The sequence below is a fragment of the Inquilinus limosus genome, assembly GCF_051487185.1.
GTDB classification, from domain to species: domain Bacteria; phylum Pseudomonadota; class Alphaproteobacteria; order DSM-16000; family Inquilinaceae; genus Inquilinus; species Inquilinus limosus_F.
The window spans coordinates 76,758-92,756 of record NZ_JAHVDK010000034.1; the positions used below are offsets into that span (position 1 = coordinate 76,758).

The 15,999-nt window shown below is 71.5% G+C and carries 24 protein-coding genes and 1 pseudogene; 12 read left to right on the top strand and 13 right to left on the bottom strand.

The window, feature by feature from the left end; translation table 11 throughout:
• Positions 1-21 precede the first annotated feature (21 nt).
• The 3 genes from KXR53_RS30410 (at position 22) to KXR53_RS30420 (ending at position 2,744) form a co-directional block, all read left to right on the top strand.
• Positions 22-1,035, top strand: a complete 1,014-nt coding sequence (locus KXR53_RS30410) for a D-cysteine desulfhydrase (protein ID WP_437379352.1) — start codon at positions 22-24, stop codon at positions 1,033-1,035.
• Positions 1,032-1,610, top strand: coding sequence for a DNA-3-methyladenine glycosylase I (locus tag KXR53_RS30415; RefSeq protein WP_437379354.1), 579 nt, complete (start codon positions 1,032-1,034; stop codon positions 1,608-1,610). The genes KXR53_RS30410 and KXR53_RS30415 overlap by 4 nt, the downstream gene beginning before the upstream one ends.
• 246 nt (positions 1,611-1,856) lie before the next feature.
• Entirely contained in the window at positions 1,857-2,744 is an 888-nt protein-coding gene (locus KXR53_RS30420) for a fatty acid desaturase (RefSeq protein ID WP_437379356.1), read from the top strand.
• A gap of 5 nt (positions 2,745-2,749) precedes the next feature.
• On the opposite strand, the gene KXR53_RS30425 is transcribed toward KXR53_RS30420, so the two are convergent.
• Positions 2,750-3,652 carry a LysR family transcriptional regulator gene (locus tag KXR53_RS30425; protein ID WP_437379358.1) on the bottom strand — a complete coding sequence of 301 codons (903 nt, stop codon included), beginning with the start codon at positions 3,650-3,652 and terminating at the stop codon, positions 2,750-2,752.
• Positions 3,653-3,758: 106 nt separating this feature from the next.
• Between KXR53_RS30425 and KXR53_RS30430 the strand changes: the two genes are divergently transcribed.
• Together KXR53_RS30430 and KXR53_RS30435 are read left to right on the top strand one after the other, a co-directional pair.
• Positions 3,759-4,769: an aldo/keto reductase gene (locus KXR53_RS30430; RefSeq protein WP_437379360.1), complete on the top strand. Its 1,011-nt coding sequence runs from the start codon at positions 3,759-3,761 to the stop codon at positions 4,767-4,769.
• 69 nt (positions 4,770-4,838) lie between these two features.
• Positions 4,839-5,261, top strand: coding sequence for a group III truncated hemoglobin (locus KXR53_RS30435; RefSeq protein ID WP_437379362.1), 423 nt, complete (start codon positions 4,839-4,841; stop codon positions 5,259-5,261).
• Positions 5,262-5,266: 5 nt separating this feature from the next.
• Here KXR53_RS30435 and KXR53_RS30440 read toward each other — a convergent pair whose 3' ends face one another.
• From KXR53_RS30440 to KXR53_RS30465, 6 genes are all read right to left on the bottom strand, one after another.
• Positions 5,267-5,512 carry a hypothetical protein gene (locus tag KXR53_RS30440; protein WP_437379364.1) on the bottom strand — a complete coding sequence of 82 codons (246 nt, stop codon included), beginning with the start codon at positions 5,510-5,512 and terminating at the stop codon, positions 5,267-5,269.
• 103 nt (positions 5,513-5,615) lie between these two features.
• Entirely contained in the window at positions 5,616-6,185 is a 570-nt protein-coding gene (locus KXR53_RS30445; protein ID WP_437379366.1) for a hypothetical protein, read from the bottom strand.
• On the bottom strand, positions 6,176-6,811 hold the full coding sequence (locus KXR53_RS30450; RefSeq protein ID WP_437379368.1) for a lysophospholipid acyltransferase family protein: 636 nt from the start codon (positions 6,809-6,811) through the stop codon (positions 6,176-6,178). The genes KXR53_RS30445 and KXR53_RS30450 overlap by 10 nt, the downstream gene beginning before the upstream one ends.
• A 168-nt stretch (positions 6,812-6,979) precedes the next feature.
• Complete coding sequence (locus KXR53_RS30455) at positions 6,980-7,927, bottom strand: phosphatidate cytidylyltransferase (protein ID WP_437379370.1); 948 nt, start codon at positions 7,925-7,927, stop codon at positions 6,980-6,982.
• Positions 7,924-8,532, bottom strand: a complete 609-nt coding sequence (locus tag KXR53_RS30460) for a CDP-alcohol phosphatidyltransferase family protein (protein WP_437379372.1) — start codon at positions 8,530-8,532, stop codon at positions 7,924-7,926. The genes KXR53_RS30455 and KXR53_RS30460 overlap by 4 nt, the downstream gene beginning before the upstream one ends.
• Before the next feature lie 63 nt (positions 8,533-8,595).
• The gene (locus KXR53_RS30465) at positions 8,596-8,925 is read right to left on the bottom strand and encodes a YnfA family protein (RefSeq protein WP_437379374.1); all 330 of its coding nucleotides are present in this window, start codon (positions 8,923-8,925) and stop codon (positions 8,596-8,598) included.
• 116 nt (positions 8,926-9,041) lie between these two features.
• Between KXR53_RS30465 and KXR53_RS30470 the strand changes: the two genes are divergently transcribed.
• Together KXR53_RS30470 and KXR53_RS30475 are read left to right on the top strand one after the other, a co-directional pair.
• Positions 9,042-9,728, top strand: coding sequence for a fumarylacetoacetate hydrolase family protein (locus KXR53_RS30470; protein ID WP_437379376.1), 687 nt, complete (start codon positions 9,042-9,044; stop codon positions 9,726-9,728).
• Positions 9,728-10,306 carry a pyridoxamine 5'-phosphate oxidase family protein gene (locus tag KXR53_RS30475; RefSeq protein ID WP_437379378.1) on the top strand — a complete coding sequence of 193 codons (579 nt, stop codon included), beginning with the start codon at positions 9,728-9,730 and terminating at the stop codon, positions 10,304-10,306. Before KXR53_RS30470 ends, KXR53_RS30475 begins: the two co-directional genes overlap by 1 nt.
• A gap of 12 nt (positions 10,307-10,318) precedes the next feature.
• On the opposite strand, the gene KXR53_RS30480 is transcribed toward KXR53_RS30475, so the two are convergent.
• The 3 genes from KXR53_RS30480 to KXR53_RS30490 form a co-directional block, all read right to left on the bottom strand.
• Positions 10,319-10,732, bottom strand: a complete 414-nt coding sequence (locus tag KXR53_RS30480) for a type II toxin-antitoxin system VapC family toxin (protein ID WP_437379380.1) — start codon at positions 10,730-10,732, stop codon at positions 10,319-10,321.
• Positions 10,729-10,974: a type II toxin-antitoxin system Phd/YefM family antitoxin gene (locus tag KXR53_RS30485; RefSeq protein WP_437379381.1), complete on the bottom strand. Its 246-nt coding sequence runs from the start codon at positions 10,972-10,974 to the stop codon at positions 10,729-10,731. Before KXR53_RS30485 ends, KXR53_RS30480 begins: the two co-directional genes overlap by 4 nt.
• A gap of 70 nt (positions 10,975-11,044) precedes the next feature.
• Positions 11,045-11,269, bottom strand: a complete 225-nt coding sequence (locus KXR53_RS30490) for a DUF1127 domain-containing protein (protein WP_437379382.1) — start codon at positions 11,267-11,269, stop codon at positions 11,045-11,047.
• 129 nt (positions 11,270-11,398) lie between these two features.
• Here KXR53_RS30490 and gcvA point away from each other — a divergent pair, with 129 nt between their 5' ends.
• Positions 11,399-12,340: a transcriptional regulator GcvA gene (gene gcvA / locus KXR53_RS30495; protein WP_437379383.1), complete on the top strand. Its 942-nt coding sequence runs from the start codon at positions 11,399-11,401 to the stop codon at positions 12,338-12,340.
• Between the two features lie 4 nt (positions 12,341-12,344).
• Here the strand turns inward: gcvA and KXR53_RS30500 are convergent, their stop codons facing one another.
• Entirely contained in the window at positions 12,345-12,695 is a 351-nt protein-coding gene (locus KXR53_RS30500) for a DUF4112 domain-containing protein (RefSeq protein ID WP_437379384.1), read from the bottom strand.
• Between the two features lie 111 nt (positions 12,696-12,806).
• Here KXR53_RS30500 and KXR53_RS30505 point away from each other — a divergent pair, with 111 nt between their 5' ends.
• From KXR53_RS30505 to KXR53_RS30520, 4 genes are all read left to right on the top strand, one after another.
• Positions 12,807-13,493, top strand: a complete 687-nt coding sequence (locus KXR53_RS30505) for a winged helix-turn-helix transcriptional regulator (protein WP_437379385.1) — start codon at positions 12,807-12,809, stop codon at positions 13,491-13,493.
• Positions 13,490-13,876: a DUF488 domain-containing protein gene (locus KXR53_RS30510; protein WP_437379386.1), complete on the top strand. Its 387-nt coding sequence runs from the start codon at positions 13,490-13,492 to the stop codon at positions 13,874-13,876. Before KXR53_RS30505 ends, KXR53_RS30510 begins: the two co-directional genes overlap by 4 nt.
• Before the next feature lie 80 nt (positions 13,877-13,956).
• A complete protein-coding gene (locus KXR53_RS30515) occupies positions 13,957-14,556 on the top strand; it encodes a LysE family translocator (protein WP_437379387.1) in 600 nt (199 codons plus the stop codon).
• Between the two features lie 102 nt (positions 14,557-14,658).
• The gene (locus KXR53_RS30520) at positions 14,659-14,988 is read left to right on the top strand and encodes an NIPSNAP family protein (RefSeq protein WP_437379388.1); all 330 of its coding nucleotides are present in this window, start codon (positions 14,659-14,661) and stop codon (positions 14,986-14,988) included.
• A gap of 214 nt (positions 14,989-15,202) precedes the next feature.
• On the opposite strand, the gene KXR53_RS30525 is transcribed toward KXR53_RS30520, so the two are convergent.
• Together KXR53_RS30525 and KXR53_RS30530 are read right to left on the bottom strand one after the other, a co-directional pair.
• Positions 15,203-15,694: a hypothetical protein gene (locus KXR53_RS30525; protein WP_437379389.1), complete on the bottom strand. Its 492-nt coding sequence runs from the start codon at positions 15,692-15,694 to the stop codon at positions 15,203-15,205.
• Between the two features lie 52 nt (positions 15,695-15,746).
• Positions 15,747-15,999, bottom strand: a pseudogene (locus KXR53_RS30530) (GDP-L-fucose synthase); the annotation flags it as partial.

A 15,999-nucleotide genomic window follows, 5' to 3' on the forward strand; every position in this document is an offset into this window, starting at 1 on the left:
CGTCTCGGGGACGGATCGCCGATGCCATCGCTCGACCAGTTGCCGCGCACCCGCCTGCAGCACGCGCCGACGCCACTCGAGCCGTTGCCGCGGCTGACCGAAGCGCTCGGCGGGCCTCAGCTCTGGGTCAAGCGCGACGACTGCACCGGCTTGGCGCTGGGCGGCAACAAGGCGCGCAAGCTTGAGTTCCTGCTCGGCGAGGCGCTGGCCCAGGGCGTCGACACCATTATCACCGCCGGCGGCCCGCAGTCGAACCACGCCCGGCAGACCGCGGCCGCCGCGGCCCGGCTCGGCCTCGGTTGCATCCTGGTCCTGACCGACGCGGTGCCCGGCCGCGACCCGGCCTATCACAGCAACGGCAACCTCCTGCTCGACGGCCTGTTCGGCGCCCGGATCGAGCTGCTGCCCGGCACCGCCGACGCCGATGCCGAGATGGCGCGCGCCGCGGAGCGCTGCCGGGCGGAGGGGCGCAAGCCCTATGTCGTCCCGGTCGGCGGCTCCAACGCGCTCGGGCTGATGGGCTATGTCGACGCGGCGCGCGAGCTGATCGGGCAGGCGCGGCAGCAGGGCGTCGGCTTCACCCACGTCGCGCTGGCCAGCGGCAGCGGCGGCACCCAGGCCGGGCTGGCGCTCGGCCTTGCCCTCGGCGGCAGCGCGGCGCCGGCGGTCGGCTACTGCATCAGCCGGAGTTCGGCGGAGCAGCGGCCGAAGGTCGCCGGGCTGCTGCAGGCCGGGGCCGAACTCCTCGGCATCCCGGCGCCGCTGTCGGCCGCGGATCTGGTGCTGGAGGACGGCGTGGTCGGTGACGGCTACGGCCTGCCGACACCGGGGATGTTGGAGGCGGTGCGTCTGCTCGCCGAGCAGGAAGGCCTGCTGCTCGACCCGGTCTACACCGGCAAGGCCATGGCCGGGGTGATCGCCGGCATCCGCTCCGGCCGGTTCGGCCGCGACGACGTGCTGGTGTTCCTGCACACCGGCGGCGCCCCCGGCCTGTTCGGCTACCCCGACAGCTTCCCGGTCTGCGCCGGCGCATGACCGACCCGATCCCGCCGCGCTGCGCCTGGGCCCATGGCGGGCCGGCGATGCTGGCCTATCACGACGAGGATTGGGGCACGCCCGAGCGCGACGACCGCGCCCTGTTCGAGAATCTCAGCCTGCAAGGCACCCAGGCCGGCTTGTCCTGGCGCCTGGTGCTGGAGCGGCGGGAGAACTACCGCCGCGCCTTCCACGGTTTCGACATCGCCCGGGTGGCGGCGATGACGGATGGGGAGATCGAGGCGCTGCTGGCCGATCCCGGGCTGATCCGCAACCGGGCCAAGCTGAACGCGGTGCGCAGCAACGCCCGTGCGGCGCTGGCCGTGATCGAGTCCGAGGGCGGCTTCGGCCGCTATCTCTGGTCCTTCGTCGACGGCCGGCCGCTGGTCAACCGCTGGCGCAGCCCGGCTGAGATGCCGGCGACCAATGCCATCTCCGACCGGATGAGCCGCGACATGAAGCGCCGGGGCTTCGTCTTCGTCGGCTCCACCGTCTGCTACTCGCTGATGCAGTCGGCCGGGCTGGTGAACGACCATATGCTCGACTGCTTCCGGCATCCAGAGTTCGGCCAATAGGCGCCGACACAGGGCTGCTCAGCGGCGCGGCCCTACCCCCTCACCCTCCCGCCGCCTTCGGCGTCGGGCCCCTCCCTCTCCCCGAGGAGAGGGAATGGAGCCGGCGCCCTTCACCTCTCCTTGGGGAGAGGTCGAAATCGCGTCAGCGATTTCGGGTGAGGGGGTGGCCCCGGCCCCTCCACTTAATGAGCCTATGGGAGTTCGCCCGGACTTGATCCCGGCTGCCGGACGGCGCGAGGATGGGACATGGCCGAGACCAGGGCACTGCCGCCGGCGGCGCTGAAGGCGCTGTCCCGGCGGTCCGACGCAGAGGGCCTGAGGGCGCTGGCCCGGCATCTCGCGCTGATTGCCGTCGGCGTGGCGCTGGTGCTGGCGGCGCAAGGTAGCCTGTGGGTCTGGCCGGCCATGGCGCTGCTCGGCATCGCCGAGATCTCCCTGTTCAGCCCGCTGCACGAGACCACGCATCGCACGCCGTTCCGCTCGCCCTGGCTGAACCGTCTGGTCGGCTGGGCCGCCGGCTTCCTGCTGGTGCTGCCGCCGGAAGGCTTCCGGCTGTTCCACCTGGCACATCACCGCCACACCCAGGATCCGGAGCGCGACCCGGAGCTGATCGGCGCCCCGCCGCTGACCCGCCGGCGCTATCTCCTGGTCCTCACCGGCCTGCCCTATTGGTGGAACCAGGCCACAGGTCTGGTGCGGACCGCGGCGGGGCGCGACCGGTCGCCCTGGATCCCGGACGCCGACCGGCTGCGGGTGGCGGCCGAGGCGCGAATCTATCTGCTGCTCTATGCGGCGGTGCTGGCCGTCAGCCTCGCCGCCGGCAGCAGCCTGGCCCTGTGGCTCTGGGTCGGGCCGGTGGTGCTGGCGCAGCCGCTGCTGCGCTGGGTGCTGCTGGCCGAGCATTCCGGCTGCGTCCGCAGCGACGACCGCTGGGCCAACACCCGGACGACTCTGGCCGGGCTGGTGCTGCGCACCCTGTTCTGGAACGCCAGCTACCACACCGAACACCACCTGGCGCCCGGTGTGCCGTTCCATGCCCTGCCGCGCCTGCACGCGCTTGTCTCCGGCCGGCTCGAGGTGGTGTCGGAGGGGTATCCGGCGGCGCATGCGGAGATCCGCCGCACTTTGGCCTGACAGTCTCAGCCGCCGCGGCCGGTCCTGATGAAGTCGACGAAGGCGCGCAGCGGCGCCGGCATGTGGGTCCGGCTGGGGTAGTAGAGGAGGGGGCCGGAGAAGCTCTGCCACCACTCCTCCAGCACCGGCACCAGCGCGCCGCTGTCGAGATCTGGCCGCAGGAACTCCTCGAAGGAACTGATCACGCCGAGTCCGGCGACGGCCGCGGCGACCTCCAGCTCGATGGCCGTCGCGATCAAGGGGCCGTCGGGGCTGATCCGGACGATCTCCCCGTCGCGCTCGAACTCCCAGGAGCTGATCGTGACGCCGCTGGCGAAGCGGTGGCGGATGCAGGCGTGGTCGACCAGGTCCTTCGGATGGCGCGGTCGGCCGTGCTTCGCCAGGTAGGACGGCGCCGCGGCCAGGACGAAGCGCTGCACCCGCGGGCCGATCGGCACCGCGATCATGTCGCGCTCGACCCGCTCCTCGTAGCGGATGCCGGCGTCGAAGCCCTCGGCCAGCACATCGACGAAGGTGTCGTTGGACGTGACCTCCAGCCGGATGCCGGGATGCGCGGCCAGGAAGCGGCAGGCGATCGGGGGCAGGATGCATTTGGCGACGATCACCGGCACGTTCAGCCGCAGCGTGCCGGTCGGGCTGTCGCGGAAGCTGTTCACGGCGTCGAGCGCACCGGCGATCTCGCCCAGCGCCGGGGCCAGACGCTCCATCAGCCGCTCCCCGGCTTCGGTCGGCGTCACGCTGCGGGTGGTGCGGTTCAGGAGGCGAACGCCCAGCTGCGCTTCCAGCCGCCGCAGCGCATCGCTGAGCGAGGAGGCGGAGACGCCGCGCAGAGCCGCGGCGCCGCGGAAGCTGCGGGCGCGGGCCACCGCGACAAAGGCATCGAGGTCGGACAGGTCGGGGCTGGCCATCGTTCGGCTATCCGTACGGCTTGTTCGCCACTGGCCGGATTATCGCACGAACTGCGCTCCCTCATATTCCGGATGTCGAAACCCTTCCTCCGCATCGGAGCTCGCCATGCAGTACCACCCGCTCGGCGCCACCGGCCCGCAGGTCTCGGCCCTCGGCCTCGGCGCCATGGGCATGTCCCACGGCGTGTACGGCCCGTCCGACCGGGCCGAAAGCCTCGCCACCCTGCACGCCGCCCTCGACGCCGGCATCACCTTGATCGACACCGGCGACTTCTACGGCTCGGGCCACAACGAGATGCTGATCGGCGAGGCGCTGCGGGCCAGCTCGAATCGCGACGCCGCCATCCTCAGCGTCAAGTTCGGCGGCCTGCGCGATCCGGCCGGCGGCTGGACCGGCTTCGACGGCCGGCCGGAGGCGGTGAAGAACTTCCTGGCCTATTCGCTGCAGCGGCTCGGCGTCGACCACATCGACATCTATCGCCCGGCGCGGCTGGACCCGAACGTGCCGATCGAGGACACGGTCGGCGCCATCGCCGAGATGGTGCAGGCCGGCTATGTCCGCCACATCGGCCTGTCCGAGGTGGGGCCGGAGACGATCCGTCGGGCCGCCGCGGTGCACCCGATCGTCGACCTGCAGATCGAATACTCGCTGATCTCGCGCGGCATCGAGGACGGCATCCTGGCGACATGCCGCGAGCTCGGCATCGGCATCACCGCCTATGGCGTGCTGTCGCGCGGCCTGATCAGCGGCCATTGGCGGAAGGGCGCCATGGACGCCAAGGACTTCCGTGCCCACAGCCCGCGCTTTCAGGAGGGCAATGTCGAGCGGAACCTGGCGCTGGTCGAGGCGCTGCGGGCGATCGCTGCGGCGAAGGACGTCACCGTCGCCCAGATCGCCATCGCCTGGGTGGCGGCGCAGGGGCGGGACATCGTGCCGCTGGTCGGCTCCCGCCGCCGCGACCAGCTGGCCGAGGCGCTCGGCGCGCTGGACATCGTGCTGACGCCCGACGACCTGGCGCGCATCGAGCAGGCCGTGCCCAAGGGCGCCGCCGTCGGCGACCGCTACCCCGCACATGGCATGGCCAGCCTCGACAGCGAACGGCCGCAGCGGGGGTGAGCGGGCCAGGGTGAGGGGCGCGGCGATCCGTCCCTGGCGTTTCGCAGCAGGACCAGGCGATATGTCCGCATGGATATGATGGATGCCGACCCCACCGAGCCGATCGACGAGGCGATGATCAGGGCGCTGGTCCACGCCTTCTACGGCCGCGTGCGCGATGACGTCGTGCTGGGCCCGATCTTCGCCGGGGTGATCGGCGCCGATTGGGGTCCGCACCTCGCCAAGATGTGCGACTTCTGGTCCTCGGTGATGCTGCGCAGCGCCCGCTACCAGGGGCGGCCGATGCAGGCCCATGCCGCGGTCGAGGCGCTGCGGCCGGAGCATTTCGCCCATTGGCTGGACCTGTTCCGCGCCACGGCGCGCGAGGTCTGCCCGCCGCGGGCGGCGGCGCGGTTCATCGAGCGGGCGGAGAAGATCGCCGAAAGCCTGCGCCTCGGCGTGATGTTCCAGCGGGGGATCCTGCCGGACTCACCGGCGCGGCAGGCGGGCTGACCGGCTCAGCGCCGGGTGGCGGCGGAGGCGAGGAGAAAGCCGAGGCCGACCGCACCCAAACTGGCGACGACCGTGACGATGGTGAGCGCGACGGACAGGTCGCTGCCCGGCGGGCCGAACAGGGCCAGCAGGCCGGCGCCCAGCCCGGCCGCGGAGATGCCGCCGACCGTCAGCAGCGACTGCAGGTCCGACGGGCTCTTCGAAACGGCTTCGGCGCTCTTCGCGCGGCCTTCGGTGCGCGACAGGTCCATGGCTCTCTCCAGGCGGGCTGATCCGGCTGAGCCGAATGCCGCGGCTGCCGTCTCCATTATGTCAGATGTGTTGTCCGAAAAATAGGAAGGCAAGGGCGCGACGTCAGCCCCCGACCTTGGTCCAATAGCTCACATAGAACGCAGACCAGCCCAGCGTCGCGAGCAACAGCCGCACCCGCACCGGCTGCAGCCAGGCGGGCAGGGCGGGCGTCAGCTGGTGCAAGATCGCCCCGCCGGCGGCGAGTGCGACGAAGCGCGGCAACCGCACCAGCGGCGTCAGCAGCGCCAGCTCCCAGACCGGGATGCCCAAGGCCGGCGCGCTGGCCGCGGCGATCTTGTAGGGGATGCCGCTCAGGCTGGCCAGGATCAGCACCCCGGCCAGGCCGGCGGCGGACTCGGCGCCGGCCATCAGGCCCTGCAGCCGGGCGATCATGGCGGGCGAGATCGCCGGCACCGCCTCGACCACGGCCAGGGCGGTCTCCGGCGCCTGGCTGGCGAAGACCGCCAGCGCGGCGCCGCCCAGCATTGCCCCGGCCGCGGCGGCGACGGCCGCGCGCAGCCCGGCCTGCCAGCCGCGGGCCAGGGCGATCAGCGACACCGGCACGTCCGGCACGACGAAGAACAGGCTGGCCTCGGCGACGCCCCAGAGGAAGGCGAGGAGGGTCAATCCCATTCCGGGAACCTCGTGCCCTCCACGAGTTTTGCCATAGCCCCTTCCAGCGCCTCGACGAAGGCGTCGGTGTCCTCCGGCCGGTCGGCTAGCGGCGGGCCGATGAAGGCGTCGCAGAAGAACGGCACCGGCAGGAAGGCGCCGCGCGGCAGCACCTTGCCCAGCCCGTGCAGATAGACCGGCACGATCGGCACCTGCGGCCGCCGCCGCGCCAGGTGGCAGATGCCCTTCTTGAAGCGCTGCAGCTTCTCCGGCTCGCCGCGCGACCCTTCCGGGAACAGGATCAGGATGCAGCCCTGGTCCAGCGCCTCGACGCAGCCGGTCAGCGGGTCCTCGCCGCGCTCCCGCGCATGGCGGTCGAAGGGCAGGATGCCCATGCAGTTCAGCGAGAACCAGGCCATCGCCTTGCTGCGCAGGAAATAGTCGGCCGCCGCCACCGGCCGCACCTTGGGCAGGATCCGGCTCGGGAACAGCGAGGTCAGGGCCACCGTGTCGGCATGGCTGTTGTGGTTGGCGACGATGATCGCCGGCCCGGCCATCGGCAGCCGCTCCGGGTTGCGGACATGCAGCCCCACGAACAGCAGCATCAGCGGCTTGGTCACCAGCCAGTGGAACAACAGGCGCCACATGGTCCCGGCTCTACCCGCGACGACGCGGCAGCAGACCCAACGCCGTCATGGCGAGCCCCGAAGGGGCGTGGCCATCCAGCGGCACGGGCCCATGGATCGCCACGGCGCTGCGCGCCTCGCGATGACGATTTTGGGTCAGGGGACGGTCACTGCTCATCGCCGCCGGCCTCAGTAATAGAAGTACCGCATGAAGTGGAAGAACAGCGGCGCGGCGAAGATCAGGCTGTCGATCCGGTCCAGCACGCCGCCATGTCCGGGGATCAGCGTGCCGGTGTCCTTGATGCCGATGTCGCGCTTGACGGCGGAGACCGTCAGGTCGCCGAAGAAGCCGCTGACCGCCATCAGCGCCCCGGCCGCCAGCGCCATGGGCAGCGACAGCGGCGACAGCAGCGGCCCGATCAGCCCGGCGACGATCATGGTGGTGACGAGGCCGCCGACGAAGCCCTGCACCGTCTTGTTCGGGCTGACCGAGGGCGCGATCTTGTGCCGGCCGAAGATCCGGCCCCAGACATACTGCGCCACGTCGTTGCCCTGGGTCAGGATCAGGAGGAGAAGCAACAGGCCGGCGCCGCCCGGCCCGGCCGCACCCTCCTCCGGCAGCACGAACAGATAGGCGACGTGGCCGATGGCGAAGACGCACAGCATCAGGCCCCAATGCAGGGTGCCCAGCGCGCGCAGGAAACCGGTGACCTCGCCGCGCAGCACCATCATCGCCGGCACCACCATGAACAGGTAGACCGGCACCCAGATGATGAAGAAGCCGTACTGCTCCTGCCCGATCCACCACCACTGCGTCGGGATGGCCAGATAGGCGATCAGCAGCACCGCCCGGTCGGCCCGCCGCGTCGGCACCACCGACAGGTACTCCTTCAGCGCCAGATAGCTGACCACAGCCAGCACCACCAGCACCGCCACGGGGTTCAGCACCAGGGCGACGCCGCCGGCGATCACGATCACCCACCAGGAGCGGATGCGCAGCTTCAGCTCGGTCCAGTCGCGCTCCGGCTGGCTGCGGCGCAGGACCAGGACGGCGGCCTCGGCCACCAGCAGCACGGCAATCAGGGCGGCCAGCGCCCAGGCGACGGTCGGATCGATGGACAGCGGCAGGGGGCTCATACGCCGATCTCCGCCAGCGCCGCGCGGACGCGGTTCATGATGGTGAGGATCGACAGCAACAGCAGCGCCGCCAGCACCAGTGGCATCCACAGCGGCGGCGCCAGCACCTGGAAGAAGGCGGCGACGGCGAGGATGGAGAAAGCCAGCGCCCGGTCGGATTTGCCGAACGGCCCGTCATAGCGCCGGCTGGCGCCGATGGTCCGCGCCGCGATCCCCGCGGCCTCGCCGATCATCGCCAGCAGTATGGTGATCACCACCAGCCAGGGCGGTGCCGGCAGCAGGAGTGCCAGCGGCAGGTAGAGCGCCGCATCCGAGACCATGTCACCGACCTCGTTCAGCAGCGCGCCGAGCGGCGTCGGCCGGAAGAACTCGCGCGCCAGCATTCCGTCGACGGCGTTCAGCGCCATCCGAAGCAAGAGGAAGGGCGGATAGAGCAGCAGCATCCAGGACCAGCCGGTGATGGCGGTGACGAGGCCCAGCAGGACGGACAGGCCTGCCGCGGCCAGGGTCAAGGCATTGGCGCCGACGCCCGCCTCGGCGAGCCGGGCGGCAGCCGGGCGCAGCAGCGCCTGGAACCGCGGCTTGATGTCGTAGAGCGATGGCATGAACCCCCCGGCGGCATCATATCGACGCAGCATGCCGGCGCGATCATGGCGGAAGCGCGGCGATCAGGCGGCGAGCCGGCGTCCGGCCAGGATGACAGCCGCCCCGGCCAGGCAAAGCAGGGCGCCGAGCAGGTCGAAGCGGTCCGGCCGGCTGCCTTCCACGACCCAGAGCCAGAACAGCGAGGCGACGATGTAGATGCCGCCATAGGCGGCATAGGCCCGGCCGGCGAAGGCGGCGTCGACCCGGGTGAGAAGGAGGGCGAAGAGAATCAGGCTGGCGATGCCTGGCAGCGTCCACCAGGCGCTGCGGTCCAGCCGCAGCCAGGCCCAGAAGGCGAAGCAGCCGGCGATCTCGGCGACCGCGGCGAGGATGAAGGCGAGGATCGAGGTCACAGGCAGGCCTGCTGGTCATGGGCGGCATGATGCTGCGGATCGGATCGAGATTTGACAACCTCGGCTGCGCCGCGCAGCCTCGCCGCGGACCATCGCCCGCGAAGGACATCTGTCTCATGTCGACCGTGATCACGCCGCCGCCGCAGACCCTCGTCCCAGTGCTCGGCAGCGACGCCCGCTTCCCCGTCGGCCGCATCTTCTGCGTCGGCCGCAACTATGCCGCCCATGCCCGCGAGATGGGGGGCGACCCGGACCGCGAGCCCCCCTTCTTCTTCGCCAAATGGGCCGATGCGGCGGTGCCGAGCGGCAGCGAGGTCCCCTATCCGTCGGCGACCAAGGACCTGCATCACGAGATCGAGCTGGTGGTCGCGATCGGCACCGGCGGCACCGATATCGCGGCGGAGCGCGCGCTCGGCCACGTCTGGGGCTACGGCGTCGGGCTCGACATGACCCGCCGCGACCTCCAGGCCGAAGCCAAGAAGGCGGCCCGGCCTTGGACGATGGCCAAGTCCTTCGACCAGTCGGCGCCGCTGTCGCCGCTGCGCCCGGCGGCGGAGATCGGCCATCCGGCCCGAGGCGCGATCTGGCTCAAGATCAATGGCGAGACCCGCCAGTCCGGCGATCTGGCCGACCAGATCTGGCCGGTGCCGGAGATCATCGCGCATCTGTCGCGGCTGGTGGCGGTCAGGCCCGGCGACCTGATCATGACCGGCACGCCGGACGGCGTCGGTCCGGTCAGGCCGGGCGATCGGCTGGAGGGCCATGTCGACGGCGTCGGCGAGCTGACGGTGACCTATCGCTGATGCCGGCGGGCGACGACCTCGCCGCGGCACTGGCCGATGCCTGGGACCGGCTCGACCGCGCCGCGGGCGCGCGCCGCCGCACCCTCGGCCGGGTCGGTTTCGCGACCATCGACGGCCGGGGCGCGCCGGCGCTGCGCACGGTGATTCTGCGCGCGGTCGATCCGGCCGCACGCCGGCTCGAGATCCACACCGATCTCCGTTCGGTGAAGGTGGCCGAGATCCGCGCCAACCCGGCGGCGGCGCTGCTGCTTTACGACCCTGGTGAGGAGGTGCAGGTCCGTGCCGAAGGCCGGGCGGAGATGCTGCCGCCAGGCGCGGCGCTCGACGCCGCCTGGGCGGCGACGCCAGGCCCGGTCCGCGCCGCCTACCGCATGCCTGGCCCGCCTGGCACCCCGATCGCCGACCCGGCCCTGCCGCCGCCCTCGACGGGCTGGACGGAGGAGGGGCGGGAGAATTTCGCGGTGATCGTGCTGACGGTCGACCGCATCGACTGGGTCCGCCTCGTCCCCGGGGCCGACCGCCGCGCCGCATTCGACTGGACCGGCGGCGCGCTGCAGGCGAGCTGGCTCATTCCCTGACGGTGATGAGGCTCATCCCCAGGGATTGAGCATTGTCACGCCGGTCCCGGCCACATCCCCGGTGTTCCGCGTGACCAAGGTGAGGTCATGTGCGATCGCCGTGGCCGCGAGCAGCGTGTCGATGACCGGCCGCGGACGGTCCGCTGACAAGGTGCCCCACAGCTTCGCCGTCGTTGCATCGACGGCGAGGACTCGATCGACAAAGCTCGCTTCCAGAGCATCCGCCCAGGCGCCGAGCCTGGCCGCCATGTCGGCGTCGGATCGGCGCCGGATCTCGATGCCCTTGCGCAGCTCGCCGATTGACAGAACGCTGACGAACAGCCGGGCCGGATCGGCGGCGGACAGGAAGGACAGCACCCGGGGCTCCGCCCGCGTCCGCCGCGTCTCAGACAGGATGTTGGTGTCGAGGAGGTAACCGGCGGTCACAGCGCGATCTCGCGGCCGGTGTCGCCGTCGCGTTCGATAGTAAAGTCGTCCACCTTCGGGCCGCCGAGCAGCAGTGCCCGGATATCCGCCTGCTGCGAGAGCAGGGCGCGATAATCCTCGATCGACAGCAGCACCGCGCGTTCGCGGCCATGGCGCGTGATCGTTTGCGGCCCTTCCGTCCGGGCCTTCTCGACCACCTCGCTGAAACGCGCCTTCGCCTCCTGGATCTGCCACTCTGCCATGTCCTGCTCCTGACCAATCAGACTATAATATTGGTCTGAATAGTCAGTATGGCAAGGAGACCGGCGCTCTCTAGCGCCAGAACGGGCGCCAGGCCTCGCGCAGCGCCTCGGCCCGGCTGAGGCCGAGATCCCTCAGCTGATGGTCGTCCAGCGCCTCCAGCACCCGGCGCTGGCGCGCCCGCTCGCGCATCGCCCCGATCCTGCGGGCCAGCCGCAGCAGCGCCAGGCGCGGCCCCCACAGGGCCGGTGCCCGGACGGTTCCCGACGGGATGGCGGGCGCACCGAATTCTCTCATGCCGGAAGTCCCCTCTTCACCGGCGCCGGACGCGCCGCCTGGTCCCAATCGTTAGGTTTCGGGCGGCTTGCCTGCAAACGACGGCTTCTCTAGGCTGGATGAGAAAATCTCTTGCCGGAGCCGAGCCGCATGGCCCGTCGCGCCCTGCCGCCGCTGAACGGGCTGCGCGCCTTCGAGGTCGCGGCCCGGCACATGAGCTTCACCCGCGCCGCGGCCGAGCTGCACGTGACCCAGAGCGCGGTCAGCCACCAGATCCGCGGGCTTGAGGCCCGTCTTGGGGTGGCGCTGTTCCGCCGCGCCGGCCCGTCCGGCCTGGTGCTGACCGACACCGGGCAGCGGCTGCTGCCGGTGCTGCGCGACGCCTTCGACCGGCTGTCGACCGGGATCGAGCGGGTGCTGCAGCAGGAATCGGCGGGCGGGCCGCTGACCCTCAGCGTCTCGCCCTATTTCGCCAGCAAATGGCTGATCCCTCGCCTCGGCCGGCTGCGCGACCGGCATCCGGAGATCGACCTCCGGCTCAGCGCCAGCCAGCATCCGGCCGATTTCGCGCGCGAGGATGTCGACGCCGCGGTCCGGCACGGCACCGGCGGCTGGGAGGGGCTGCGCGCCGACCGGCTGTTCGACGAGGAGATGTTCCCGATCTGCAGCCCGGCGCTGCTGGAGACCGGGCCGCCGCTCAAGGTGCCGGCCGACCTGGCGCACCACACGTTGCTGAACGACGTGCGCTACGGGTATTGGGACAAGTGGCTGGCCGCGGCCGGGGTGTCGGAGCTGGCGGCGGGGCGCCGCCGCGGCCGGGTGATGGCGTTCGACGATGTCGGCCTCGTGGTGCAGGCGGCGCTGGCCGGGCTCGGTGTCGGCATCGGCCGCTGGGCGCTGTGCGCCGAGGACCTGGCGACCGGCCGGCTGGTGCGGCCCTTCGACCTGCGCATCCCGGCCGATTACGGCTATTACCTGGTCTGCCCCGAAGGCACCGCCGACCGGCCGAAGATCGCCCGGCTGCGCGCCTGGCTGGTGGAGGAGGGGCGCCGCCCCGACGCCGCCCGTTTCTGGCCGCCGGAGATCGGCTGAGGCGTCACGCCGTCACGGCCTGCCGCGCGAAGTGCCGCCGCAGCAGCCGCGCGTTCCGGCGGTTGGCCTTGAGCCCGAGATCCAAGAGGTCGCCCAGCACCGGCACGCTGCCGAGGGCCATGTCGAGCGCGACATTGCCGGCCATCAGCGCCAGCACGCGGTTCGGCGCACCGAGCCGCCGGGCCTGCAGGATGAGATAGGCGGAGACCAGCCCGCCGGCGACGTCGCCCAGGCCTGGCACCAGCCCGATCACGGAATCGAGGCCGAAGCGCCAGCCCAACAGGGGCAGACGCCAGCGCGAATCCAGCAGGATGGCGAGGCGATCCAGGCGGTCCAGTTCGGTGGCGTGGTCCAAGGCGAATCCCCGAGGTCGTCGGCCGGGATCAGATGGGGCCGGGTCTGGCGGCTGTCGTGCGGTCCGGATTCCGGACCGCACGGGCCGGCACGCCATGCTACCGTGTCCGCCATGGCGGGATACGGTCAGTTCTGTGCGGTGGCGCGCGCCCATGAGGTGCTGGGCGGGCGCTGGACGCTGCTGGTGGTGCGCGAGCTGCTGTGCGGCAGCCGGCGCTTCAACGATATCCGCCGCGGCATCCCGCGGATCTCCCGCACCATGCTATCCGAGCGGCTGCAGGAACTGGCTGTCCTCGGCGCGGTCCAGCGCGTTGAGGGCAGGCACGGCCCCGAATACGTCCTCACCGAGGCGGGGCGGGAGCTGGCCGGGCTGGTCGGCGCGCTCGGCACCTGGGGCCAGCGCTGGCTGCCGCGGCGGGCCGAGGCGGAGGATCTCGACCTCGAGCCCGTGCTGGTCGACCTGCAGCGCCGCGTCGATTTCGACGCGCTGCCGCGCGACCCGCTGGTGGTACGCTTCGAAATTCGCGGCCATCGGCCCCGCTTCCTGCTGCTGACGCCGGCGGAGGCCTCGCTGTGCACGCACAATCCGGGCTTCCCCGAGCCGCTCCGCGTCCAGGGGCCGCTGCCCGCCCTGGTGGCATGGTGGCGCGGCGATCGCGGCTTCGCCGGGGCGCAGCGTCTGGGCCTCGCGGTCGAGGGGCCGCGGGCGCTGGCCCGCGCCTTCCCCGGCTGGTTCCTTCGGTACCAGTTGGCCGACATCAAGCCCGCGGTGCCCGTCTCGGCGGAACTCGAAGCATGACCCTCCGGATCGTCCGCCTCGGCACGCCGCGCCTGCCGCGGGAGGGCACGCGGATCGGCACGGTCCGGCGCCTGCCGCGCGGCGTGCCGAAGGCGCGCTATGCCGCCGACGACTGGCTCGACGTCTGGTATCCGGAGCTCGCGCCCAGCCCCGAATTGCTGGCCCAGGGCAAGGCGGTGCGGACGGAGGCGGAGTGGGAGGCTTTCGCCCGCGCCTTCCGGGCCGAGATGGACCGGCCGGCCCCGCGCCGCACCCTCGACCTGCTGGCCGCCCTGTCGCATGGCGCCGATTTCTCGCTCGGCTGCTACTGCGCGGATGAGGGCCGCTGCCACCGCTCCGTGCTCCGCGCCCTGCTGCAGGAACGCGGCGCCGTCCTCGGCTGACGGTCCGGATTCCGGACCCCACGGTCGCCCGCTCCCACGCCATCGTCGGTCTCCCGATGACGGATGACGGGAGCGGACTCATGCCCCTCGATGCGCTGCTAGCACTGTGCCTCTACGCCTTCGTGACCTCGATCACGCCGGGGCCCAGCAACCTGATGCTGCTGGCCTCCGGCGCCAATTTCGGCCTGCGGCGCACGCTGCCGCAGGTGCTCGGCATCACCCTCGGCTTCACCGCGCTGCTGCTCGCGGTCGGCCTCGGTCTCGGCACGGCGCTGACCGCCTGGCCGGCGCTGCACATCGGCCTGCAGGTGGCGGGCGCCGCCTATCTGCTCTATCTCGCCTGGCGGATCGGCCGGTCGCGCTCGATCGGCCAGGGCGGCGGCGCGGCCGGTGAGCGGCCGCTGACCGTCTGGGAATCGGCCGCCTTCCAATGGGTCAACCCGAAGGCCTGCGCGGTGGCGGTGACGACCATGGCGGTCTATGCCAGCCCGCAGGCGCCGTTCCTCTCGGTGCTGCTGGTCGCCGCCGCCTTCGCCCTGGTCAACCTGCCCAGCATCCTGGCCTGGGCCGGCTTCGGCACGGCGCTGAAGGGATGCCTGGCCGATCCGGCCCGGCTGAAATGGTTCAACATCGCCATGGGCGTGCTGCTGGCGGCGACGCTGTGGCCGATGCTGGCGTGACCGCGGCCGATGTTTCGACCGTCCTCGAAGCGTCGGCCCAGCCGCGCCGCCGCCGCATCGCCTAGGCTGATCAGGATCGCAACCGACGGCAGGAGCCCGGCGATGCTGACCTGTTTCATCCGGTACGAGATCGACCCTTATCGCGTTGACGCGTTCGAGCACTACGCCCGCAACTGGGGCCAGGCCATCCCGCGCTGCGGCGCCGACCTGATCGGCTATTACGCGCCGCATGAGGGCTCGGCGACCACCGCCTACGGCCTCTACACCATCGGCGATCTCGCCGCCTACGAAGCGTATCGGGCGCGGCTGCGCGACGACCCGCTCGGCCGCGAGAATTACGACTTCGCTCGGCGAGAGCGTTTCATCCGGCGCGAGGACCGCTTGTTCCTCCGTCTCGTCTCCGCGCCACACGCGCCGCTGGCCGGACCCTGACCGGGCTCCTTCCTGATCCGGATGCCGCGCCGTCCCCGGGGGCGCTCTTCACCGAACCCAGCGTAGCGTGTGGTCATTGTGCCGTATTGCTCGCGCCGCTGGCCTTCGGGGGCATAGCGCAGGGTGTCGATGGCGTGGTTGGTCTGGTTGTCAGCCTCATCAACCGCTGCAGCCCGACGGAAAGCGGCGCGGGCGGCATGATGCAGATCGCCGGTCAGCTCGACGGCAGCGCCTCGGCGACCTCCGCCGCTTCGCTCGTATCGGCGTGGACCTCGGCCCGGATCACCCGCTGCGTCACCTCCTGGAGATAGCGCTGCAGGGCATGGTTGAGCTCCCGGAACTCCGGCCACAGGATCTGGTCGACGAAGCCCTGCGGCACCCGCACCATCACCGTCGTCAGACGCTGCCGCCGATAACGGAACGGCCTCAGCCCGTAGCGCCGGCACAACGCCAGGAACAGTTGCCGTGACCATTGGTCCGGCAGCGAGAACTGCATCTCGACCGGAGGATCCCGTTCCTCCTGGGCCTTCAGCCGGGCCCGCAGCCGCTGCAGCGCCGCCTCCGCGGCCAGGCGTTCCCCCGCCGTTCCGGCGCCCGCATACAGCGCCTCGATCTTCCGCAGCTTGTCCCGAAGGTGCGCGTCCATCCCCGCCGCCCGTCCCATGCCCTTGCCCCGCCCGCCACCCCGGTCGATCAGCTTGCGCACCACGACGTCCGGCGGGCGGCAACTCCTCGATGATGCCGGAACTAGTATGCGGTCAGGCTACATCGCGCATGATGCTGGGCGCGACCGGCTGCGAGCCGCCTCCCGACGCGAGCCAGTGCTGGTATGTCGTCCAGACGCCCTCGGGCAGGCCAATTCTTGGAGCCCAGCCGAGCGACGCCATCTTGCTGACGTCGAGGAGCTTCCGAGGTGTGCCGTCGGGTCGGCTGGTGTCGAAGCTGAAGCTCCCCCGGTATCCGACGACCGCGGCAATCAGGACGGCCAGATCGGCGATCGCGATATCGGAC